This window comes from Pseudolysinimonas yzui, from assembly GCF_014653215.1.
GTDB classification, from domain to species: domain Bacteria; phylum Actinomycetota; class Actinomycetes; order Actinomycetales; family Microbacteriaceae; genus Pseudolysinimonas_A; species Pseudolysinimonas_A yzui.
Genome location: NZ_BNAI01000001.1, coordinates 290,456 through 311,830, shown reverse-complemented (window position 1 = coordinate 311,830; position 21,375 = coordinate 290,456). Strand labels below are relative to the sequence as shown.

Sequence of the window (21,375 nt, the reverse complement as noted above, 5' to 3'; positions counted from 1 at the left end):
AGACAGCTTATGCGGGGGTGCTCACAGGCGCGGGATGACCATGAACCAGTACCAGAGCGGTGTGAGGATGAGCAAGAGGGTCGAGAACCCGATGATGCTCCACGCGACTCCTCGTTCCCGCGGCGAGGAGGAGCTTCGTCGAAGGATCGCCCAGATGAGCACCGCCACGACGCCGACCAGCCCGAGCGGGAGCGAGATCCAGCCCACCCACTCCAACCGCTCGCGAAGCACGGTGAGCATCGCGAAGCCGTTGAGCACGAAGGCTGCGGCCACGACGAACAGCGTGAACACGCGCGACCCTCGACGCGACTCGGCGAGTGCCGCCTCCGCGGAGCGCCGGATCTCGTCGTCGGACATTCGGGTCATGAGGTCTCCTTTGCGGAATTCTGTCAGGACGCACGAGCCTCCGAGTTCAGCGAGGCGACCGCGCCGAGGTTCTAGCCTGGACACATGGCGCTCATCATCCCGTTCGACGGCCACACCCCCGACATCGATCCCGAAGCGTGGGTCGCGCCGAATGCCTCCGTCATCGGGAAGGTGCGCATCGCCGCCGACGCCAACGTGTGGTTCGGGGCGGTGCTGCGCGGCGACATCGACGAGATCGTGTTGGGCGAACGCAGCAACCTGCAGGACAACGCCGTCATCCACACCGAAGCGGGCAACCCGACGATCATCGGTGCCGACGTGAGCATCGGGCACGGGGCGGTCGTGCACGGGTGCGTCGTCGAAGACGGCTGCCTGATCGGGATGAACGCGACGGTGCTCAACGGCGCCGTCATCGGCGCCAACTCGCTGATCGCCGCCGGCGCTCTCGTGCTCGAAGGCACGGTCGTGCCGCCGCGGTCGCTCGTCGCCGGGGTTCCGGGCAAGGTGCGACGCGAGCTCACCGACGAGGAGGTCGCCGGGTTGCTCGGCAACTCCGCCCGGTACGTACCGCGCTCGAAGCTCTACAAAGCCGCCGAATAGCCCTCAGGCGGTCGCGGCGATGCGGATGACGATGATCGCGACGACCGGGACGATCGCGACGAGCAGCGCGAGGGTCGCGATCCCGCGCGCGAGGCCGCGGGCAAGGCAGACGATGCTGATCACGAGACCGGCGACCACGAGTGCCGCCGCGACGAGGAACACCGCGACGTAGGCACCCGCCCCCGAGCCGCTCGAGTCGAGCGCAGCGGAGATGCCGTTGACGAAACTCCAGGCCATCCCGGCGGTTCCGATCACGCCGAGCAGCAGCGCGATGGTGGCGGGAACGCGGGTCGGGCTCACGTAGACGTCGGTGTCACTCATGGCGCCACCCTAGGGGTTCCGGTACTCCGACGGGAGTACCGATTGTGCGTCGCCGAGACGACGCGGCCGGTCGCCGTGAAACGGAAGACTTGCCGCATGAGTCGCCGCCGCATCCTCGTCGCCCTGCTTACCGTTACGGCGATCGCCGCCCTGCTCACCGGCTGCGGCCTTCGCGACGACGAGCCCGAGGCGGCATCCGCCCGCACCGAGAGCCGGGTGATCGTCGTCGACGGCGTCGAGCGCGCGTACCGGGTGCACATCCCCGACGAGTTCGCCGACGACCCGGCCCTCGTCGTGATGCTGCACGGCGGCCTGGGTTCGGCGCGGCAGGCGGAGCGCGCCTACGGCTGGAACGACCGGGCCGACGCCGCCGGGTTCGTCGTCGTCTACCCCGACGGGGTGAGCCGCACCTGGAACGCGGGCGACTGCTGCGGCGGCGCTGAGAAGGACGGCGTCGACGATGTCGCGTTCGTCGCCGCCCTCGTCGCCGAACTGCAGGGCGAGTTCGGCATCACGAGCGCCCGCACCTTCGCGACCGGCATGTCCAACGGCGCGATGATGACCTACCGCCTCGCCTGCGAAAGCGGCCTGTTCGCCGCGATCGCCCCCGTCGCCGGCACGATCGTGACCGCCTGCGATTCCCCCGCCCCGACCTCGGTGCTGCACATCCACGGCCTCGACGACTCGCAGGTGCGCATGGACGGCGAACCGGGCGACGGTGTGGGCGACGTCGACGGGATGCCGATCGCCGATGTCAACGCCCTCTGGCGGGCGGCAGGCGCCTGCGCTGACCCCGTGATCACCGAGGAGCCACCCGTCACGACGAGCGCCAGCGACTGCGCCGACGGTCGCCACGTCGTGCTCGTGACGGTCGCGGATGCCGGGCACCAGTGGCCGGGATCGGTCGCCCGCGAGGGTGCCGCCGATCAGCCCAGTGACGCGTTCGACGCGACGACGATGATCTGGGAGTTCTTCGACGCGGCCTGAGGCCGTCAGCCGACGAGTTGTTGCGCGAACACGTGGGGCGTGAACCCGGTCAGGTCGCCGATCCCCTCGCCCTGCCCGACGAGTTTGATCGGAATGCCGGTCTTCTCCTGCACGGCGAGCACAAACCCGCCTTTCGCCGAGCCATCGAGTTTGGTGAGCACGAGCCCCGTCACTCCGGCGTGTTCGATGAACGCCTCCGCTTGGGCGAGGCCGTTCTGCCCGGTCGTGGCGTCGAGCACGAGCAGCACCTCGGCGATCGGCTCGAGTTTCTCGACGACGCGACGCACCTTGGAGAGTTCATCCATCAGGCCGCTCTTGGTCTGCAGTCGGCCCGCGGTGTCGATGAGCACGATCTCGATGCCGTCGCGCCTGGCCTTCTCGACGGTCTGGAAGGCGACGGATGCCGGGTCCTGCCCGGGTTGCTGCGGCCTGACGATCGAGGCTCCCCCGCGTTCGGCCCAGGTGGCGAGCTGTTCGACGGCCGCCGCACGGAAGGTGTCGGCCGCTCCGACGACGACGCTGCGGCCGTAGTTGGTGAGGAACTTCGCGAACTTGCCGATCGTCGTCGTCTTGCCGACGCCGTTCACGCCGACGACGAGCACGACGGCGGGCCGGTTCGACAGGGTGAGGGTCGAGTCGAGGCGCGAGAGCCGTTCCTCGATCGTCTCGCGCAGCATCCGCTGCAGGTCGGCGGGGTCGGTCGTGCGGTACTTCGCGACCTTGCCGCGCAACTCATCGACGATCGCGTCGGTCAGGTCGGGGCCGAAGTCCGCCGAGATGAGGGCGTCTTCCAGGTCGCTCCAGGTCTCGTCGTCGATCGTCGCGCGCGAGAACATCCCCCGCAGGGCAGAGCCCAGAGACCACGTCGCCGCCATGCCACCATGGTCGCATGCTCATCGCGTTCATCCGGCACGGCCAGACCGACTGGAATCGCGAGGGTCTGCTGCAGGGCTCGAGCGACATCCCCCTCAACGACACCGGCCGCGAGCAGGCGCACGACGCATTCATGACGCTGCGCTCCCGGCCCTGGGATGTCGTGGTCAGCTCGCCCCTGCAGCGCGCGCGGGAGACGGCGCAGATCATCGCCGACGGGCTCGACATTCCCCTCGGGCGCGCGTATCCCGAACTGATCGAGCGCGACTACGGTCCGCTCGAGGGCACGTCGGCTGCGGCCGCGATCGAACGCTGGCCCGCGCGGGAGTACCCGGGGGCGGAGAGCCTCGAGTCGGTCGCCCGGCGCGGGGAGGCGGCGCTGGCGGCGATCGTCGCCGACATCCGCGACGGCGCCGTACTCGTCGTCTGCCACGGCACGATCATCCGGTACACCCTGGCGCGGCTCGCCGGGCGGCCGGTACCCGGCATCGACAACGGCTCGATCTCGATGCTGAGGTTCGAAGACGGAGCCTGGCAGGTCGCGACGGTCAACGGCATCCCGCTGGAGGAGATCCCGATCGAGCACGCCGCCCGGCAGCCGTCACGCGAAGGCGAAGCGCCCGTCAGTCGATCGTGATGGCGTCGGGCTGGTCGCCCTGCTGCTGCTCGGGGGGCAGCGGCTTCTTCTTGAGCATCCGCGCGTTGACCGCCCAGATGACGATCGCGACCACCGCGTAGGCGCCGAAGATCCAGATCCACCGCAGGAAGTCGGGAATCTCGCCCCACGCCTTCGGGATCGTCGCGAGCACGACCATGAAGGCCGCGAGACCGACGACGTACGACGCGCCCCACACTGCCTTCTTCCAGCCGAACAGCTTCGCGCCGTCGAGGGTGCCGAGCGGCAGCAGTGACAGCGGCAGCGTCGACACCCCCTTCACGGTGACCCCGGCGAGGAACTCGACGAGGAACACGTAGGCGAAGTTGTCGATCTGCGCGGGTGCGAGCAGCGAGTATCCGACCCACGCCACGAGGGCGAGGGCGAGCCCGAAGGCCGACCCGACGATGGTGACGATCGCGCTCTTCGCGGCCTGGAGTGTCGTCGCGTAGGCGACGCCGGCCACGAGTCCGAAGATGACCCCGGGGTCGAGGCCGAGCAGCCGGGCGACGAGCACGGCGGCGAAGACCAGGATGAGCGAACCCCAGCGGAACCGGAGGTAGGGGTCGGATTCGGGTTGAAGGCGCACCGCGACCCGCCGCACGATCGCCCATGCCGTCAGGTTGAACAGCAGGAACGACAGGAAGAGCGTCACCACCAGGCGCAGCGACATGAGATTGAGCCCGAAGTCGGGGTCGACGAACGCACCGAGGATCGCGGCGAGCGCGAAGCCGGGCCACATCAACCAGCCGGGCAGGCCGGAGCGTTTGATCGTGGGATCACCGGGTGGGTCGGCGGCATCCGCCTTCTTGCGCTGAAAGCGGGAGGTCACCCAGCGCACCATCGCCTGGTAGCGCGAGCCGACGACCGAGTTGAGCAGCGTCGACGGCCACCCGACGACGAGCATGAGCATGAGCGACCCGGTGCCGATGATCGCCCACTGAGTCCCCGTCGGCGCGGCCTCCTGAATGGTGCGCAGGTCGCTCATCCTGCTCGGGTCGGCGAGCCCCGTTCCCCCGGAGACCGGTTCGGTGAGCAGGACGCTCGCGAAGAGCTGCGGCCGATCCTCGATGCCGGAGGCGCTCTGGGCGACCACCCCATCGGTCCAGGTCAACTCGTAGATGTTCGAGCCCGGAGTGGACGGGGCCGGCACCGACTGTCCGTTGCTGAAACGCGCATGAACGTAGCTCGGCCGCGGATCCCGGGTCGCCAGATCCTCGGCGCCCAACGCGACGCTTTCCGTGCCGCCGCCGTCGGCCGAGATGACGTTGATCTGAGTGCCGTCCGCGAACCCGCTGCGCTCCCACGCCCGGTAGTACTCGATCAATTCTTCGTAGCTCATGTCGACGTACAACAGGAAGTACTGGATCGACGTGACGTAGCCGCCGTCGGCTGCGAGTGTCTCGTCGAATTCCCGGCTCGCGACGCGCACCGCGCAGTCCCACGGCTGCGACCGCATCGGAGGTGGCACGAACCGGTTGTCGACCTCGAAGAACTCGTACCCGTTCTGCGGGGTCGTGCCATAGAAGCCCTCGGCGCAGTCGGATTGGTCCGCGTGCGCCGCGACAGCAGGCATCCCGATCACCGACAACGCGGCGAGCACCACCGCGACGACCCAGCGCTTCATGGCGCCAAGATAGCGGGTCTCGACACGCGTCTGCGACGCTACTCGACCACCGGATTCAGGTGACGCGATCCCCCACACGCTGACCGACGACTGCGCTGACCCCGTCTTGTCTCATCGAGACGCCGTAGAGGGCGTCGGCGATCTCCATCGTGCGCTTCTGGTGGGTGATCACGATGAGCTGCGAGTGCGCCCGCAGGTCTTCCATCACGGTGAGCAGCCGGCCCAGGTTGGCGTCGTCGAGCGCCGCCTCGACCTCGTCCATGATGTAGAACGGGCTCGGCCGTGCCTTGAAGATCGCGATCAGCAGCGCGACAGCGGCGAGCGAGCGCTCCCCACCCGACAGCAGCGACAGCCGCTCGATCTTCTTGCCGGCGGGTCGCACCGTGACCTCGATGCCGGTGGTGAGCAGGTCGTCGGGCGCGGTGAGGTGGATGCTGCCGCTTCCCCCCGGGAACAGCACCGGGAACACCTGGTTGAACGCCGCCTTGGTGTCTTCGAAGGCGGCGGAGAAGATGTCCTGCATCTTCTCGTCGATCTCGTCGATGATCGTCAGCAGATCCTTGCGGGTGGCGCTGAGGTCGGCGAGCTGCTCGGTGAGGAACCGGTGGCGCTGCTCGAGCGCCTCGAACTCCTCGAGCGCGAGCGGGTTGACCCGGCCGAGTTGCCCGAGCTTCCGGTCGGCGGTGGCGAGGCGCGCTTCCTGCTCGGCGCGAATGAACGGCTTCGAGGTCTCGACCTCCGCGCCGTCGACTTCGGTGGTCTCGATGACGGGCACGTCGGGGCCGTACTCGGCGACGAGCACGTCTTCGTCGAGGGCGAGCTCTTCGGCGGCGCGTTCGAGCAGCGTCGAGAGGTGCAGCTTCTTCTCGTAGGCCTGCATCTCGAGGCCGTGCACGTTCTCGTTGAGGGCCGCGAGACGTTCGCGCAGCGTGCTCTCGGCGCGGCGCAGCTCGGCGAGTTCCTCGTTCTGCTGGCTGCGGGCGGCCTCGGCCGCGGCGAGCGCGACGCGGGCCTGCGACACCGACCGGTCGGCGACATCCAGGGCGGCGGGCAGCGCGGCGATGACCCGCTGGGCCGCCTCCACCTGGTGCTGCCGCTGCACGGCGATGCGGGCCGCCTCTTCCGCCGCCGCGCGTTCGGCTTCGAGTTGCGCCTGCAGCGAGTCGGCCTGCGCCCCCTGAGCCCGCACCCGCTCTCGGGCGGTCTCGAGCTCGACGCGGGCCTGCACCTCCGCCGCGCGGGCGGTCTCGAGCTCGGCGAGCAGCCCGTCGCGGGCGGAGACGTCGAGCATCGGGCGCGGGTTCGCGGCGTGGGCGTCGCGTTCGGCGCGGGCGGCGTCGAGCACGGCCTCGGCCTCTTCGACCTCCGCGCCGAGGGTGCGCAGCGACTCGGCGAGACGTTCGCCCTCCGCCTGCGCGGCCTCGAGCGCAACGCGCGAGCGGCCGAGGGCCTCGCTGCGTTCGGCGAGGCGGGTGTCGAACTCCTTGAGGGCGGCGGATGCCTGGGCCGCGTCGATCTGCGCCAGGTCGAGGGCCTCGCGCTTCTGGGTGAGCGCGAACCGCTGCCGCTCGATCGCGGTCGTCACCTCGGTGAGCCGCACCTGCGCGGCATCCCGCTCGGCGGCGAGTTCGATCGTCGAACGTCCCCCGCCGGAGCCGCCGCGCAGTACGTGCTCGGTCATGACGTCGCCGTCGCGGGTGATCATCGTGAGGCCGCCCAGCTTGGCGATGGCGGGCCAGGTCTTCCGCGCGGCGGCGAGGTCGTCGACGACGACGACGGATGCCAGCAGTCCGCGGATGCCGTCGGGTCCGGTCACCAGGGCAGCGGCCGACTCGACCCCGGCGGGCAGTCCCGTCGGGAGGGCGGGGGCGGCGGAGTCGGCGATCACGATCTCGACGCGGCCCGCGGCCGCGGCCCGCACGTCGTCGAGCGCGGCGAGCGCGGCATCCCGGGAGTCGGCGAGCACGGCGTCGGACAGCGAGCCGAGAGCTGCGGCGATCGCAGCTTCGTAGCCGGCGCGCACCTGGATGTGCTCCGCGACGAGCCCGCGGATGCCCTTCGCCCCGACGATCGCGCCGGAGCCGTCTTTCTGGTCGAGGGCGAGCGACAGCGCCCCGGTGCGGGCGGCGAGGGCGTCGCGTTCGCGCTCGGAGGCGTGCAGCTCTTCGCGCAGGGTCTCGACCTCACCGCGCAGCGTCTCGACGGCCGTCTCGGCGGCGGTCACCGCGGCCGCGAGCGAGTCGTCCTCGCGCACCGCCTCGGCGTCGCCTTCGAGCCCGAGCAGTTCGTCGCGGGCGGCATCGCGGCGGGCCTCCGCCTGCGCGAGCGCCGCTTTCTGGCGGTCGAGTTCGGCCCGGGTCGCGGCCAGGCGGGACTCCGCCGCGGCGACGACACCGGCGAGGCGACCCTGTTCGAGGTCATGAGCCGACACCAGGGCGCTCTGCGCGCTGATCTCCTCGTCGAGCGAGTCGAGGCTTCCCCGCGCGGTCGCGGTGACGGCGCTGGCGCGACCGAGCGCCTCCTCGGCGGAAGCCACCCCGGCGGCGAGGCGGGTGATCTCCTCGCGGGCATCGTCGACCATGCGCTGGCTGATGGTGGACGACATCCCGGGCAGCTCCGCCTGCTGGCCGAGCAGCGACAGCCGCTGGTTGGCGAGCGTGTAGAGCGAACGCATGCGGTCCTGAACCTGCTCGAGACCGAACGCGACGCGACGGGCCTCGTCGACGGCATCCCCGACCATCGCCTGCTCGAGACGACCCTGCCGCAGCCGGGCCTGGTCGAGTTGCTCCTGAAGCACCAGCTTCTCGGTCTTGCGCTCCGACTCCCCGCGGGAGAGGTCGTCGACGGCGGCCCGCAGCGACACGACCTCGTCGGCGAGCAGGCGGGCGCGGGCATCCCGCACGGTCGCCTGGATGAGCGCCGCCTCGCGGGCGATCTCGGCCTGCTGCCCGAGCGGCTTCAGCTGGCGGCGGATCTCGCCGGCGAGGTCGGAGAGCCGCGTGAGGTTCGCCTGCATCGCCTCGAGCTTGCGCAGGGTCTTCTCTTTGCGGCGGCGGTGCTTGAGGATGCCGGCCGCCTCCTCGATGAAGCCGCGGCGGTCTTCCGGGGTGGCATGCAGCACGGCGTCGAGCTGCCCCTGCCCGACGATGACGTGCATCTCGCGCCCGAGGCCGGAGTCGGAGAGCAGCTCCTGCACGTCGAGGAGGCGGCACTGCTCGCCGTTGATGGCGTACTCGCTGCCGCCGTTGCGGAACAGGGTGCGCGAGATCGTGACCTCGGAGTACTCGATCGGCAGCGCGCCGTCGGAGTTGTCGATCGTCAACTGCACCTCGGCGCGGCCGAGCGGGCCGCGGGATGCGGTGCCGGCGAAGATGACGTCTTCCATCTTGCCGCCGCGGAGGGTCTTCGCCCCCTGCTCGCCCATCACCCAGGCGAGGGCGTCGACGACGTTCGACTTGCCCGAGCCGTTCGGCCCGACGACGCACGTCACCCCGGGCTCGAACGCGAACGTCGTGGGAGTCGCGAAGGACTTGAACCCTTTGAGGGTCAGGCTCTTCAAGTACAAGTGGACTCCTGGTCTCGAGACGCGCCTCCGGCGCTACTCGACCCGAGCGACAGTGGACTGCCCCTACGGTACCTGTTCTGTTCAGCGAGACGGACTCTGTGTAGTCTGGTCGGCTGCCCACCAGGCGGCGTGAGGCAGGTACCGCCATGAGCGGCTTCTCCATCGACGAGGTGGTCATCCCGCCGACGGTCGACGACCCGTCGGCCGCGGACTTCATCGAGGCGATCGAGGTCGGCAACGTCGTCGCCGTCGACGCGTTCGGCACCCCCGACATCGTCTACGAGCCCGCCGAAGAGCTGCCGCAGTACCACAACCCGTATCAGCCGAAGCGGCTGCTGGTCGCTCGGGCAGCGGGTCGCATCGTGGCCCAGGCGACGACCGAGACCCAGACCGGCGACGAAGCCGACACCTCGTGGGTGCAGGTGCTCGTGCATCCGGAGTTCCGGGGGCGAGGCATCGGGCACGAGCTCGCCGACCGGGTCGAAGCGACGGTGCACGCCGACGGGCGACGCAAGGCGATCGCCTACGTCGCCGGCCGCGAGACCGGCGGGCGACGGCTGGCCTCTCCGACGGGCTTCGGGTCGATCGCGGCCGACGACCGGGCGACACGCTTTCTGCAGGCCCGCGGTTACTCGTTCGAGCAGGTCGAGCGCATGAGCCGGCTCGAGCTGCCCGTTCCCGACCTCGACGCCCGGGTCGCCGCGGCGCAGGAGGCCAGCGGCCCCGACTACCGCGTGCACACCTGGGTCGGCCGCACCCCGGAGCGCTGGCTCGAGGACCGCGCGGTGCTCGCGACCCGGATGAGCACCGACGCCCCGAGCGCAGGGCTCGAGGAGCCCGAGGATGTCTGGACCGTCGAACGCGTTCGCGACGCCGACGACCGGCGCGAGTCGAGCCCGCGGCGCCACCTGTTCGCGGCGGCGGAGCACCTCCCCTCGGGGCGGCTGGTCGCGTTCTCGGTGCTGTCGACTCCCGCGCAGTCCCATCGTGCCGTCCATCAGTACGCGACCCTCGTGCTGCGTGAGCACCGCGGGCACCGTCTCGGGATGCTCACGAAGGTCGCCAACCTCGCCCATCTCGCGGCGGTCTCGCCGGGCCACCCCAGCATCCTCACCTTCAACGCCGAGGAGAACCGGCACATGCTCGACGTCAACGAGGCCCTCGGCTTCACCGCGATCGCCTACGAGGGCGCCTGGCGGAAGGACCTCGCATGACCTTCACCATCGAGGAGCTCGCCATCCCGGCGCGGCTCGACGGCTCCCCTGCGGCGCACGCCTTCGAGGAGGCGACGGAGGCGCGCAATGCCGCCGAAGTCGCGGGCTTCGGAACGCCCGACGCGGCCTACCCCGCCGGGGAACTGCTGCCGGGGTGGCAGCCGTCCGCCCACGAGCAGCGGCGGATGCTCGGCGCTCGCCTCGGCGGTCGCATCGTCGCGCGCGCCGGCTACCAGAGCCCGACGGAGGGCGATGCCGCGAACACCGGGTGGGTGCAGCTCCATGTGCACCCCACCGCGACCGGCCGGGGCATCGGACGCGCGCTCGCCGACGCCGCCGAACGCATCGTCGCCGAGGAGGGCCGGGAGCAGGTGCACACCTACGTCGCCTCGCCGCCCGGTGCGGGGCCGCGCCTCGAGCCGCCGACCGGATTCGGCTCGGTGCCCGCCGACAACCGTGAGGTGCGCTTTCTGCTCGCCCGGGGGTACACCCTCGCCCAGGTGAACCGGGTGAGCCGTCTGCCGCTGCCGGTCGACCCCGCGGTGCTGGCCGAACGCCGCGCGGCGGCCGAGTCCCGCGCACGGGGCTACCGCATCCATCACTGGGAGGCGGTCGCCCCCGAGCGCTGGCTGCCCGACCTGGCGATGCTCGCCACCCGGATGAGCACCGACGCCCCCTCGGGCGGTCTCGATGAGGAGGAGAACGTGTGGACCGTCGAGCGCTGGCTCGAAGCGGAGGCGGAGGCGCGGGAGTCCCCCCGGACCACCCTGTACGCGGCGGTCGAGCACGTCGAGAGCGGCCATCTCGCCGGGTACACCGAGCTCTCGGTCCCGCCCGCCCTCGATCGTCCTGCCGACCAGGGCGACACGATCGTGATGCGGGAACACCGCGGACACCGCCTCGGGATGCTGCTGAAGATCGCCAACATCGAGCACCTCGTGGAGCGCTTTCCCGGGCATCCGGCGATCGTGACGTTCAACGCCGAAGAGAATCGCCACATGCTCGACGTCAACGAGGCGGTCGGGTTTCTGCCGGTCGCCTACGAGGGCGCCTGGCAGAAGAAGCTCTAACCGGGTGCGCGCTGGCACCGCGGGCAGAAGTGCGAGCCGCGGTTCATGAAACTCTCGCGCGCGATCGGCCGGCCGCAGCGCGGGCACGGCAACCCGTGTTGCCCGTAGGCGTTGAGCGAGTGGGAGAAGTAGCCCGAGGCGCCGTTGACGTTCACGTAGGTGCTGTCGAACGACGTGCCGCCTTCGGCGAGCGCCCGGCCGAGCACGAGCCGCACTTCGGCGAGCAGGTTCTTCGCCTTCGTCCGGCTCAGCGTGCGGGTCGGCTGGGCGTAGTGGATGCGGGCCGCCCAGAGTGCCTCGTCGGCGTAGATGTTGCCGATGCCGCTCACCAGGGTCTGGTCGAGCAGGGCGCGCTTGATGCCGGTGTCTTTCGCCGCGAGCCGCCGCAGGAACAGCTCGTCGTCGAAGAACGGGTCGACGGGGTCGCGGGCGATGTGCGCGACCTGGCTCGGGATGCGCTGGTCGGGATGATCGGATGCCGGCGCGAGCACGTCGAGCGCCATCGACCCGAAGATGCGCTGGTCGACGAAGTCGACGCGCACGGGGCCGTGCGTCGGCTGGTCGAGGGTGAGCACGATGCGGGTGAGGCGGTCCCGTTCGGCGGCGGGGTCGCGCAGCAGCACCTGCCCCGACATCCCGAGGTGCACGACCAAGGCCTCACTGCTGTCGGCGAGGGGAATCCAGAGGAACTTGCCGCGGCGCTCGGGGGTCAGCAGCCGGGAGCCGGTGAGCCGCTCGACGAAATCCTCGTCGGGGCCGTCGTGGCGGCGCAGCGACCGCGGCTCGAGAACCTCGACACTCGTGACCGTCGCGCCCGTGACGGCGGGCTCGAGGCCGGAGCGCACGACTTCGACCTCGGGGAGTTCCGGCATCCCTACCCCAGGCTGCCCGCGCCGGCACCGTGCGTCGGCGGAGGCGACGTGCGGTGCAGCACCGCCCAGGCGGCGAGCGCTGCCGCCATCTCGGCTTGCTTCTTGCTCGTGCCGTCGCCGGCGGCGATCTCGTCACCCGCGAGCGACACGACCGCGTGGAAGCGCTTCGAGTGGTCGGGTCCGCTGTCGGCGACCTGGTAGTGCGGCAGGCCCTTGCCGAGGCGGGTGGAGAGTTCCTGCAGGCTCGTCTTCGGGTCCATCGCGGCGCCGAACCGGGCGGGGTCGGCCAGCAGCGGGTCGATGAGCCGCAGCACGAACGCCGTTGCGGCATCCGGCCCGTCGGAGAGGTACACCGCCCCGATGAGCGCCTCGAGCGCATCCGCGAGGATCGACGACTTGTCGCGTCCGCCGGTCTGTTCCTCGCCCTTGCCGAGGAGGATGTGCGCACCGAGGTCGATCATGCGGGCGATCTCGGCGAGTGCGACGGCTGAGACCAGGCTCGCGCGCCGCTTGGCGAGTTCGCCCTCGTCGAGATCGGGGTGCTCGCGGTAGAGCATGACCGTGACGGCCTGGCCGAGAATCGAGTCGCCCAGGAACTCGAGTCGCTCGTTGTGCGCGAGCCCGCCGTTCTCGTACGCGTACGAGCGATGGGTCAGGGCCAGCTCCAAAAGCCCGGCATCAACCGAGATGCCGAGCTTCGCAGCTAGTTCGTCCGGGGGTGCCGCGTTGTCAGAGCCAGCGCCCGTGGGCGTCGGACGAGGGGACGTCAGACGTCCGCGACCTTGCGGCCCTTGTACTCCAGGTACAGGGGCGTGCCGGCGGAGTCCTCGACGACCTTCGCGCGGTGCGGGAGGCTGTAGGTGACCTTGCCGTTCTCGATCGTCTTCACGAGCTGAACCGGGGTCGCCTTCCACTGCGAGCGGCGGGAGTGCGTGTTCGAGCGCGACTGCTTGCGCTTGGGAACGGCCATGTCTATCTCTTCTCGTTGGTGTCTAGGTCTGCGCGAAGGGCTTCAAGAGCCGCCCATCTCGGATCGGGCGTCTCTTCGACCTCCTGCTCGAACCCGTCCGGAAGCCTCTCCCCGGTGACGGGGTCGAGGCCAGGACAGTCCGGGCGACAGACCGGCTGGAACGGTAGCGACAACACCACCGCGTCCCTCACGACGGGTTCGAGATCCAGCTGGTCGTCTCGAACCACGAAGTCGAAAGCTTCGTCAGGAGAATACGCGAAAAGCTCTTGAAACTCGACTTGAACGTCGATCTCGACCGGGTCGAGGCACCGCACGCATTCGGCCCGGGCGACCGTATCGACCTCCGCGGAGGCCAGGATGCCGTCGTGCAGCCCCTCGAGGCGCAGGTCGATGTGGATGTTCTCGCCCTCGGCGACCGAGGCGGCACCCGCACCGAGTTTCTCGGGCACGGCGAAGTCGAGCGCGCGCTCGCGCATCTCGCCGGGGCGGTGCACGAGGTCGCGGACGTTCACGACGTAAGGAGAAGCGGACACGAGTGGGAAGCTTAGTTGCGCAGCGTCGATCGCGGCTGGTCAGCCGCCGATCGCGGTGAGGGCCTCGTCGATGATCTCGAGACCCTGCAGGCACTCCTCGGGGGTGACGACGCACGGCGGCACGACGTGCAGCCGGTTGTCGGCGATGAACGGCAGCAGCCCCCGGGCCAGCAGTTCGGCCTTGAGCGCCCCCATCACCGACGGGGCCACCGGCTCGCGGGTGTCGCGGTCGGCGACGAGGTCGAGCGCCCAGAACACCCCGAGACCGCGCACCTCGCCGATCATCGGGTGCGCGTCGGCGAGCGCCTGCAGCCCGGGGCCGAGCACCTTCTCGCCGATCGCGGACGCGTTCTCGATGACCCCCTCCTCCTCCATCGCGTCGATCGAGGCGACGATCGATGCCATCGCGAGGGGATGCCCGGAGTAGGTGAGCCCGCCCGGGAACACCTGATCGTCGAAGGCGGCCGAGATCGACTCCGAGATGACGACGCCGCCCGCGGGCACGTAGCCCGAGTTGACGCCCTTGGCGAAGGTGATCAGGTCGGGAACGATGCCATCGGGGTTGACGAGGGGATGCTGCCACGAGAACCACGACCCGGTGCGCCCGAAGCCCGACATGACCTCGTCGAGGATGAGCAGGATGCCGTACTTGTCACACAGCTCCCGCACTCCGGTGAGGTAGCCGGGCGGCGGCACCATGACGCCGGCCGTGCCGGGAACGCCTTCGAGCAGGATGGCGGCGATCGACGCCGCGCCCTCGCTGACGATGACCCGTTCGAGGTGGTGCAGCGCGCGGGCGCTCTCCTCTTCGGGCGTCGACGCCCAGAACTCGGAGCGGTAGAGGAACGGCCCGAAGAAGTGCACGTGCCCGCGCGCGTACTCGTTCGGCACGCGACGCCAGTCACCGGTCGCGACGATCGCCGCGCCGGTGTTGCCGTGGTAGCTGCGGTAGGTGCTCAGCACCTTGTCCTTACCGGTGGTCAACCGCGCCATCCGGATGGCGTTCTCGTTGGCATCCGCTCCGCCGTTGGTGAAGAACACCTTGCCGAAATGCGAGCCGGCTTTCGCCACGATCCGGGATGCCGCCTCGCCGCGAGCGAGGTTCGCATGCGCGGGGGCCACCATCGGCAGTTCGGCGGCCTGCTTCTGGATCGCCGCGACGACCTTCGGATGCGTGTGGCCGATGTTCATGTTGACGAGCTGGCTCGAGAAATCGAGATAGCGCTTGCCGTCGTAGTCCCACACCTCGCTGCCGGAGGCGCCGGCGATGACGAACGGGGCGAGCGACCCTTGCGCCGACCAGGAGTGGAAGACGTGCGCGCGGTCGAGGTCGTAGGTGCGCGTGCCGAGCGCGGGGTCGAGGGCCGGGTCGACGACGATGTCGGGGTCGGCGGGGGTGTCGCTCATGGCAGATGGCCTTTCGTGAAGCGGGGTGGAGCGGGTGAAGCGGATGGTGCGGGGGCGATTCCGGGGAACCGCCCCCGCACCGGTGTCACGTGGTTACTGACCGCCCTCGGTGAGGGTCACGTCGATCGGCGAGTACTCTCCGTCGACGATCACGCCCTCCTCCTCGAGCTCGGCGAGCGCCTGCTCGATGTACTCGTTCGAGTACGCCGAGGCGGACGGCTCCGCGGTGATGAGGTTGAGGCCGTCCTGGTTGACCGCCGCGAGCGCGCCCGCGACCGTCTTGTCCCAGGCGCCGGCGTCGATCAGACCGAACTTGCCGCCGGCCCAGATCAGCTTGTTGACCTCGTTCATCTGCCACAGCTGATGCACCGGGCCGACCGGGAAGGCGGCTTCGGCGTTGATCGCGGCGTCGTAGACGATCGCGGCGGCATCCTCGGGGTTGTCCCGCGAGTACACCCAGCCCTTGATGATCGCCTTCAGGAAGCGCACGGCGGCGTCGGCGTAGGCCGGGTCGTCGGCGAGCCGGGCGGTGTCGGCCCAGATCGCGTCCTGCAGCATTGCGCCGGCGGTGTCCTCGTAGGAGATGACGTTGAAGTCCTCCGGCTGGTAGAGCTCGCCGGTCTCGGGGTTCACGACCTCGAGCACCTGCGCCCACTCGTTGTACGTCATCGCCTGGGCGGCGTCGACATCGCCATCGAGCAGGGCGTTCATGCTGAAGTCCTGCGTCGTGATCGACACGGTGGTCGAGTCGAGACCCTCATCCGCCATCGCGGCGAAGATCTCCCACTCGTTGCCGAAGCCCCACGAGCCGATGCGCTTTCCTTCGAAGTCGGCGACCGACTCGATGCCGCTGTCGGCCCACGAGACCTGCAGCGTTCCCGACTTCTGGAACACCTGGGCGATGTTCGTCAGCTCGACGCCGCTGGCTTCGAGGGTGCCGAGCACCTTCGGAACCCAGGCGATCGCGAAGTCGACGTCGCCCGCGACGAGGGCGTCTTGCGGCACGATGTCGCCACCCGAGGGGACGATCTCGACCGAGTCGAAGCCCTCCTCCTCGAAGTAGCCCTGGTCGAGCGCGACGTAGTAGCCGGCGAACTGGGCCTGCGGCAGCCACTGCAGCTGGAGGCTGATCTCGGTGAGCGGCTCGAAGTCGCCGTCACCCCCGGTGTCGGCGGGCGCGGTGCACGCGGCGAGCGTGATCGCGGTTGCGGCGGCGGCGGTTCCGAAGAGCGCGCGCCTGATGCTGTGCTTCATGCTGTGTCCTTTCATTGGTGGAGGTGCGGGGTGGTGAACCTGGTGCCGGTCAGACCGGCGATCGCCTCGTCACGAGCCGCTCGAGCAGCGACGTGACGAGGAAGAACAACAGACCGATGGCGATCGCCCCGGCGACGTAGGCCCACGCCAGGGCCGCGCGGCCCGACTTGGCGTAGGTCGCGATCGCCGTGCCGATCCCGTCGGCGGGGCCGCCGAAGTACTCCGCGACGAGCGCGGAGATGACGGCGAGGGATGCCGCGATGCGTACGCCGGTCAGCAGGTAGGGCAGCGCGGTCGGCAGCGTGAGTTTGCGGAAGGTCTGCCACCCGGTCGCCCCGGATGCCCGCAACAGGTCGCGGTGCACGGGGCGGGTCTGCCGCAACCCGCGCAGCACGTTGATGTACACCGGGATGAACGCGGCGATCGCCGCGACCGCCTGTCGGCCGAACTGACTCGACGCCCCGAACATCGTGTTGAGGATCGGGGTGAGCGCGACGATCGGGACGACGGCGAGGGCGGCGACGAGCGGAGCGAACATCCCGTCGATCGGCCGCGCCGCGGCGGCGAACCCGGCCAGCACGATGCCGAGCAGCGCGCCGGCCAGCAGCCCGATGAAGGCGTTGGCGCCGGTGATGAGCATGTCGTCACGGATGATGCCGATGCGCAGCGCCAGCTCGGTGCCGATCGCGGCGGGGCCGGGCACCATGCGCGGCGCGATCTTCAGCACGTCGACGACGAGCACCCAGAGCGCGATGAGCAGGATGCCGACGACGACGGGCGCCGCGAACCGCACCCAGGTGGGAAGACCGGCTTGCCCTGAGTAGGCCGCTTCGCGGCTGTGTCGAAGGGTCATCGCTCGTTCGCCCTCTCGACGGGCGCGCCGTGCAGCGCCTCGCGCACCTCGGTGACCTTCGCGAAGTACTCCGGCGACTCGCGCAGCGCCTCGGCGCGGTTCGTGCCGAGGCCGGTCTCGATGACGTCGGTGATCCGGCCCGGGCGCGGGCTCATCACGACCACCCGGTCGGAGAGGAACACCGCCTCGGGAATGGAGTGGGTCACGAAGACGACGGCGGCCCCGGTCTCGGCCGCGATCCGCGCCAGCTCCGACTGGAGGTATTCGCGGGTCATCTCGTCGAGTGCCCCGAAGGGCTCGTCCATGAGCAGCAATCGCGGATGCTCGGCAAGGGCCCGCGCGATGGCGACGCGCTGCTGCATCCCGCCGGAGAGCTGGTCGGGGTAGCGGTCGACGAAGTCGGTGAGGCCCACCAGTTCGGCGAGTTCGGAGACGCGGGCCGAGCGGTCGGCGGCACTCACGCCGTGGAGTTCGAGCGGCAGCGCGATGTTGGCCCCGACGCTGCGCCAGGGCAGCAGGCCCGACTGCTGGAAGGCGATGCCGTAGTCCTGGTCGAGGCGAGCCTTCCGGGCGGGCTTGCCGAAGATCTCGAGGATGCCGGTCGACGCCTCGTCGAGGTCGGCGATGAGACGCAGCAGGGTCGACTTGCCGCATCCCGACGGGCCGATGAGCGAGACGAACTCCCCCGCGGCGACCTCGAGCTCGACGCCGGTGAGCGCGACGACATCCCCGCCCTTCGTCGGGAAGGTCTTGCCGACTCCCGAGGCCTTCACCGCCGGAATCGTGGGGGTGGTGGTGGCTGTGTCGATGGCCGTCATGCTGTCGCCTCTCCGCGTCGATACCTGCGCAGGCCCAGCCCGACGAGCGCGACCGAGCCGGCGGCCACGAGGCCGAGCGCGATCGACCCGAAGGTCGGCCCCCATGGAGCAGCCGGGTCGCTCGACCCTTGCCCCGCTAGTTGGATGAGCATGCGCCCGATGCCGCCGCGCATGCCGATCGAGACCTCTGCGACGACGGCGCCGACGACCGCGTTGGCGGCGGCGAGCCGCAGGGCGGGCAGCAGGTACGGCACGGCCGCAGGCAGCCGCAGGCGTAGCAGCGTCGAGCGGTAGCCGGCGGCGTAGCTGCGCATGAGGTCGAGATGGATGCGGTCGGGCGACCCGAGACCCTTGAGCGCCCCGATGGCGACCGGGAAGAACGCCAGGTAGGAGGCGATGACGGCGACCGACACCCACTGCGGCCACGGGAACCCGCCGCGGTCGATCTGGTTGCCGATGACGTTCACGACGGGCGCGAAGGCGATGAGCGGCACCGTCTGACTGACGACGATCCAGGGCAGCAGCCCCCACTCGACGAGCCGCCAGCGCTGCATGGCCAGGCCCAGCAGCATCCCGACGGCGACGCCGATCAGCCAGCCGACCGCCGCGATGCCCAGGGTGAGCAGCGCGGCCGACGCGACTGAGACGATCAGCGGCGGGGTGTCGCCGCCGCTCGTCGACTCGAACAGCCGGGCGACCATGTCCCACAGGTGCGGCATCGCGCGGTCGTGGGTGCGCGGCAACAGCATGACGCCCGACCCGGTCTCGCCCGCGATCGCGCCGACGACGAACCCGTCGGCCGGACCGAGGAACTTGTACAGCTCCCAGGCGACCGCGACCGCGAGGATGCCCGCGGCACCCCATGCGACCGCGGTCCAACGCCGCATCAGCCCGTAGCCGTTTCGGTCTTCTTGGCGACCACGGCATCCCGCATCGCGGGGATGACGGTCTCGCCGTACACGCGGAGGGTCTCCTCCTTGTTGTCGTGCTGGAGGTACCCCGCGAACTGGTGCACGCCGATCGCCTTGAGCTGTTCCAGCTTGGCAATGTGGTCTTCAGCGGTGCCGAGGATGCAGAACCGGTCGACGATGTCGTCGGGCACGAAGTCGACGTGGTCGTTGCCGGCCTTGCCGTGGGTGTTGTAGTCGTAGCCCTTGCGTTCTTTGATGTAGTCGGTGAGGGCCTGCGGCACCGCCCCCGACTCGCCGTACTTCTCGACGATGTCGGCGACGTGGTTGCCCACCATGCCGCCGAACCAGCGGGACTGGTTGCGCGCGTGCTCGAGCGCCGAGACGGTGCCGTCGGTGATGTAGAACGGCGCGGCGACGCAGAAGGTGATCGCGTCGGGATCGCGCCCGGCCTTCTCGGCGGCATCCCGCACCGTCGCGATCATCCAGGTCGCGATGTCGACATCGGCGAGCTGCAGGATGAAGCCGTCGCCCACCTCACCCGTCAGCTTGAGGGCGAGCGGGCCGTATGCGGCGACCCACACCTCGAGCTCCGAGCCGTGGCTCCACGGGAACCGCAGTTCGGCGCCGTTGTACTCGACACTGCGGGAGTTGCCGAGTTCGCGGATCACGTGGATCGACTCGCGCAGCTCTTTCAGTGTCGTCGGCTTGCCGTTGGTGACGCGCACCGCCGAGTCGCCGCGGCCGATGCCGACGACCGTGCGGTTGCCGTACATCTCGTTGAGCGTGGCGAAGACGGATGCCGTGACGGTCCAGTCGCGGGTCGCCGGGTTGGTGACGAACGGGCCGACCTTCACCCGCCGGGTCTCGGCGAGGATCTGGCTGTAGATGACGTACGGCTCCTGCCAGAGCAGGTGCGAGTCGAACGTCCATACGTGGGTGAACCCGTACTGCTCGGCGAGTTTCGCGAGGTGGATGGTGCGCGATGCCGGCGGGTTGGTCTGTAGTACTGCTCCGAAGTCCATAGGCCGATCCTTCCGGCTCAGACCAGGTACTGCGACAAGCCGCGCTTGAGGAAGCGCCCGTCGCCTTTCGATCCGAGGTACTGGCCCCCGTCGACGATGACCTTGCCGCGACTGAGCACGGTGTCGACGTGGCCGTCGATCTCATAGCCCTCCCACGCGGAGTGGTCCATGTTCATGTGGTGGGTCTCGGCCGAGATCGTGGTGTGACCCTGGGGGTCGTAGACGACGACATCCCCGTCGGCGCCGGGGGCGATGACGCCCTTCTGGCCGTACATACCGAACATGCGTGCCGGGGTCGTGGACGTCAGCTCCACCCAGCGCTCGAGCGTGAGCTGACCGGTCACGACGCCCTGGTACATGAGATCCATGCGGTGCTCGACGCTGCCGATGCCGTTCGGGATCTTGCGGAAGTCGCCCTTCCCGAGCTCCTTCTGCCCCTTCATGCAGAACGGGCAATGGTCGGTCGACACCATCTGCAGGTCGTTGGTGCGCAAGGCCTGCCACATGTGGTCCTGGTGGCCCTCCTCGCGGGAGCGCAGCGGCGTCGAGCACACCCACTTGGCGCCTTCGAAGTCGCCCCACTCCTTGCTCGTCGCGCCCAGCTGCTCTTCGAGCGACAGGTAGAGGTACTGCGGGCAGGTCTCACCGAAGACGTTCTGGCCGCGGTCGCGTGCCCACGCGAGCTGTTCGACCGCCTGCTTGGCGCTCACGTGCACCACGTACAGCGGGGCGTTGGTGAGGTGGGAGAGCATGATCGCGCGGTGCGTCGCCTCCTCCTCCATCTGCCAGGCGCGGGCGATGCCGTGGTAGTACGGCGTCGTCTTTCCGGCCTCGGCCAGCTGGGCGGCGAGCACGTCGATCGCGGGGCCGTTCTCGGCGTGCATCATCGTCAGCAGCCCGAGCTCGGCGGCCTTCTGCATCGCCCGCAGGATCTGCCCGTCGTCGGAGTAGAACACCCCCGGGTAGGCCATGAACATCTTGTACGACGAGATGCCCTCATCCAGCAGCTTCGGCATGAAGGCGAGCGACGCCTCGTCGACGCCGCCGATGATCTGGTGGAAGCCGTAGTCGATCGCGCAGTTGCCGGCCGCCTTCTCGTGCCACGCGGCGAGCCCGTCGGGCACCGGGGTGCCGGCGACCTGCACGGCGAAGTCGACGACGGTCGTCGTGCCGCCCCAGGCCGCGGCGCGGGTGCCCGACTCGAAGCTGTCGGAGGCCTCGGTGCCGCCGAACGGCAACTCGAAGTGGGTGTGCGCGTCGATCCCGCCGGGGATGACGTACTTGCCGGTCGCGTCGATCACGGTGTCGGCGGATGCCGCGAGGTCGGTACCCAGCAGCACCGAACCGGGTGCGAGGACGCCGACGATCTTCTCGCCGTCGATGAGAACGTCAGCGGAGGTTTGGCCGGTGGCCGAGACCACGGTTCCGCCCTTGATCAGCGTCGTTGCCATGACCGG

At 69.9% G+C, this 21,375-nt stretch carries 21 protein-coding genes; 5 read left to right on the top strand and 16 right to left on the bottom strand.

What is annotated here, in order from left to right; translation table 11 throughout:
* Positions 1–21: 21 nt before the first annotated feature.
* Positions 22–366: a hypothetical protein gene (locus IE173_RS01605; RefSeq protein WP_191281633.1), complete on the bottom strand. Its 345-nt coding sequence runs from the start codon at positions 364–366 to the stop codon at positions 22–24.
* Between the two features lie 84 nt (positions 367–450).
* On the opposite strand from IE173_RS01605, the gene IE173_RS01600 reads away from it, so the two are divergent.
* On the top strand, positions 451–966 hold the full coding sequence (locus tag IE173_RS01600; RefSeq protein ID WP_191281632.1) for a gamma carbonic anhydrase family protein: 516 nt from the start codon (positions 451–453) through the stop codon (positions 964–966).
* 3 nt (positions 967–969) lie between these two features.
* Here IE173_RS01600 and IE173_RS01595 read toward each other — a convergent pair whose 3' ends face one another.
* Positions 970–1,287 carry a hypothetical protein gene (locus IE173_RS01595; protein ID WP_191281631.1) on the bottom strand — a complete coding sequence of 106 codons (318 nt, stop codon included), beginning with the start codon at positions 1,285–1,287 and terminating at the stop codon, positions 970–972.
* Positions 1,288–1,383: 96 nt separating this feature from the next.
* On the opposite strand from IE173_RS01595, the gene IE173_RS01590 reads away from it, so the two are divergent.
* Entirely contained in the window at positions 1,384–2,274 is an 891-nt protein-coding gene (locus IE173_RS01590; protein ID WP_191281630.1) for an extracellular catalytic domain type 1 short-chain-length polyhydroxyalkanoate depolymerase, read from the top strand.
* Between the two features lie 5 nt (positions 2,275–2,279).
* Here IE173_RS01590 and ftsY read toward each other — a convergent pair whose 3' ends face one another.
* Positions 2,280–3,149: a signal recognition particle-docking protein FtsY gene (ftsY, locus tag IE173_RS01585; RefSeq protein WP_191281629.1), complete on the bottom strand. Its 870-nt coding sequence runs from the start codon at positions 3,147–3,149 to the stop codon at positions 2,280–2,282.
* A gap of 14 nt (positions 3,150–3,163) precedes the next feature.
* Here ftsY and IE173_RS01580 point away from each other — a divergent pair, with 14 nt between their 5' ends.
* Positions 3,164–3,784: a histidine phosphatase family protein gene (locus tag IE173_RS01580; protein WP_191281628.1), complete on the top strand. Its 621-nt coding sequence runs from the start codon at positions 3,164–3,166 to the stop codon at positions 3,782–3,784.
* Here IE173_RS01580 and IE173_RS01575 read toward each other — a convergent pair.
* Positions 3,771–5,429, bottom strand: a complete 1,659-nt coding sequence (locus IE173_RS01575; RefSeq protein ID WP_191281627.1) for a hypothetical protein — start codon at positions 5,427–5,429, stop codon at positions 3,771–3,773. The genes IE173_RS01580 and IE173_RS01575 overlap by 14 nt on opposite strands.
* Positions 5,430–5,484: 55 nt before the next feature.
* Entirely contained in the window at positions 5,485–8,994 is a 3,510-nt protein-coding gene (gene smc / locus IE173_RS01570) for a chromosome segregation protein SMC (RefSeq protein WP_191281626.1), read from the bottom strand.
* 146 nt (positions 8,995–9,140) lie between these two features.
* Between smc and IE173_RS01565 the strand changes: the two genes are divergently transcribed.
* Both IE173_RS01565 and IE173_RS01560 read left to right on the top strand, forming a co-directional pair.
* The gene (locus IE173_RS01565; protein WP_191281625.1) at positions 9,141–10,208 is read left to right on the top strand and encodes a GNAT family N-acetyltransferase; all 1,068 of its coding nucleotides are present in this window, start codon (positions 9,141–9,143) and stop codon (positions 10,206–10,208) included.
* Positions 10,205–11,278: a GNAT family N-acetyltransferase gene (locus IE173_RS01560; protein ID WP_191281624.1), complete on the top strand. Its 1,074-nt coding sequence runs from the start codon at positions 10,205–10,207 to the stop codon at positions 11,276–11,278. Before IE173_RS01565 ends, IE173_RS01560 begins: the two co-directional genes overlap by 4 nt.
* Here the strand turns inward: IE173_RS01560 and mutM are convergent.
* The 11 genes from mutM to hydA all read right to left on the bottom strand — a co-directional run bounded on the left by mutM (position 11,275) and on the right by hydA (position 21,369).
* On the bottom strand, positions 11,275–12,150 hold the full coding sequence (mutM, locus tag IE173_RS01555; RefSeq protein WP_191281623.1) for a bifunctional DNA-formamidopyrimidine glycosylase/DNA-(apurinic or apyrimidinic site) lyase: 876 nt from the start codon (positions 12,148–12,150) through the stop codon (positions 11,275–11,277). The genes IE173_RS01560 and mutM overlap by 4 nt on opposite strands.
* Positions 12,151–12,152: 2 nt before the next feature.
* Positions 12,153–12,839: a ribonuclease III gene (gene rnc / locus IE173_RS01550; RefSeq protein ID WP_229841911.1), complete on the bottom strand. Its 687-nt coding sequence runs from the start codon at positions 12,837–12,839 to the stop codon at positions 12,153–12,155.
* Positions 12,840–12,916: 77 nt separating this feature from the next.
* The gene (gene rpmF / locus IE173_RS01545; RefSeq protein ID WP_191281622.1) at positions 12,917–13,120 is read right to left on the bottom strand and encodes a 50S ribosomal protein L32; all 204 of its coding nucleotides are present in this window, start codon (positions 13,118–13,120) and stop codon (positions 12,917–12,919) included.
* A gap of 2 nt (positions 13,121–13,122) precedes the next feature.
* Positions 13,123–13,632 (bottom strand): YceD family protein, encoded by a 510-nt coding sequence (locus tag IE173_RS01540; protein WP_229841809.1) that lies wholly within the window; start codon positions 13,630–13,632, stop codon positions 13,123–13,125.
* Between the two features lie 60 nt (positions 13,633–13,692).
* Entirely contained in the window at positions 13,693–15,060 is a 1,368-nt protein-coding gene (locus IE173_RS01535) for an aspartate aminotransferase family protein (protein WP_191281621.1), read from the bottom strand.
* 93 nt (positions 15,061–15,153) lie between these two features.
* Positions 15,154–16,314, bottom strand: a complete 1,161-nt coding sequence (locus tag IE173_RS01530) for an ABC transporter substrate-binding protein (RefSeq protein ID WP_191281620.1) — start codon at positions 16,312–16,314, stop codon at positions 15,154–15,156.
* A gap of 49 nt (positions 16,315–16,363) precedes the next feature.
* On the bottom strand, positions 16,364–17,167 hold the full coding sequence (locus tag IE173_RS01525; RefSeq protein ID WP_191281619.1) for an ABC transporter permease: 804 nt from the start codon (positions 17,165–17,167) through the stop codon (positions 16,364–16,366).
* A complete protein-coding gene (locus tag IE173_RS01520; RefSeq protein ID WP_191281618.1) occupies positions 17,164–17,985 on the bottom strand; it encodes an ABC transporter ATP-binding protein in 822 nt (273 codons plus the stop codon). The genes IE173_RS01525 and IE173_RS01520 overlap by 4 nt, the downstream gene beginning before the upstream one ends.
* Positions 17,982–18,872: an ABC transporter permease gene (locus tag IE173_RS01515; RefSeq protein ID WP_191281617.1), complete on the bottom strand. Its 891-nt coding sequence runs from the start codon at positions 18,870–18,872 to the stop codon at positions 17,982–17,984. The genes IE173_RS01520 and IE173_RS01515 overlap by 4 nt, the downstream gene beginning before the upstream one ends.
* Positions 18,872–19,918, bottom strand: a complete 1,047-nt coding sequence (locus IE173_RS01510; protein ID WP_191281616.1) for a TIGR03842 family LLM class F420-dependent oxidoreductase — start codon at positions 19,916–19,918, stop codon at positions 18,872–18,874. Before IE173_RS01510 ends, IE173_RS01515 begins: the two co-directional genes overlap by 1 nt.
* Positions 19,919–19,935: 17 nt before the next feature.
* Positions 19,936–21,369: a dihydropyrimidinase gene (gene hydA, locus IE173_RS01505; RefSeq protein ID WP_191281615.1), complete on the bottom strand. Its 1,434-nt coding sequence runs from the start codon at positions 21,367–21,369 to the stop codon at positions 19,936–19,938.
* Positions 21,370–21,375 lie beyond the last annotated feature (6 nt).

Coding starts and splice junctions, on each gene's coding strand:
- IE173_RS01535 (WP_191281621.1), bottom strand. CDS start 15,060: ATGAGCGACACCCCCGCCGACCCCGACATCGTCGTCGACCCGGCCCTC.
- IE173_RS01560 (WP_191281624.1), top strand. CDS start 10,205: ATGACCTTCACCATCGAGGAGCTCGCCATCCCGGCGCGGCTCGACGGC.
- hydA (WP_191281615.1), bottom strand. CDS start 21,369: ATGGCAACGACGCTGATCAAGGGCGGAACCGTGGTCTCGGCCACCGGC.
- IE173_RS01590 (WP_191281630.1), top strand. CDS start 1,384: ATGAGTCGCCGCCGCATCCTCGTCGCCCTGCTTACCGTTACGGCGATC.
- IE173_RS01520 (WP_191281618.1), bottom strand. CDS start 17,985: ATGACGGCCATCGACACAGCCACCACCACCCCCACGATTCCGGCGGTG.
- IE173_RS01525 (WP_191281619.1), bottom strand. CDS start 17,167: ATGACCCTTCGACACAGCCGCGAAGCGGCCTACTCAGGGCAAGCCGGT.
- IE173_RS01580 (WP_191281628.1), top strand. CDS start 3,164: ATGCTCATCGCGTTCATCCGGCACGGCCAGACCGACTGGAATCGCGAG.
- IE173_RS01530 (WP_191281620.1), bottom strand. CDS start 16,314: ATGAAGCACAGCATCAGGCGCGCGCTCTTCGGAACCGCCGCCGCCGCA.
- IE173_RS01605 (WP_191281633.1), bottom strand. CDS start 366: ATGACCCGAATGTCCGACGACGAGATCCGGCGCTCCGCGGAGGCGGCA.
- IE173_RS01595 (WP_191281631.1), bottom strand. CDS start 1,287: ATGAGTGACACCGACGTCTACGTGAGCCCGACCCGCGTTCCCGCCACC.
- ftsY (WP_191281629.1), bottom strand. CDS start 3,149: ATGGCGGCGACGTGGTCTCTGGGCTCTGCCCTGCGGGGGATGTTCTCG.
- IE173_RS01600 (WP_191281632.1), top strand. CDS start 451: ATGGCGCTCATCATCCCGTTCGACGGCCACACCCCCGACATCGATCCC.
- IE173_RS01565 (WP_191281625.1), top strand. CDS start 9,141: ATGAGCGGCTTCTCCATCGACGAGGTGGTCATCCCGCCGACGGTCGAC.
- IE173_RS01510 (WP_191281616.1), bottom strand. CDS start 19,918: ATGGACTTCGGAGCAGTACTACAGACCAACCCGCCGGCATCGCGCACC.
- IE173_RS01575 (WP_191281627.1), bottom strand. CDS start 5,429: ATGAAGCGCTGGGTCGTCGCGGTGGTGCTCGCCGCGTTGTCGGTGATC.
- rpmF (WP_191281622.1), bottom strand. CDS start 13,120: ATGGCCGTTCCCAAGCGCAAGCAGTCGCGCTCGAACACGCACTCCCGC.
- IE173_RS01515 (WP_191281617.1), bottom strand. CDS start 18,872: ATGCGGCGTTGGACCGCGGTCGCATGGGGTGCCGCGGGCATCCTCGCG.
- mutM (WP_191281623.1), bottom strand. CDS start 12,150: ATGCCGGAACTCCCCGAGGTCGAAGTCGTGCGCTCCGGCCTCGAGCCC.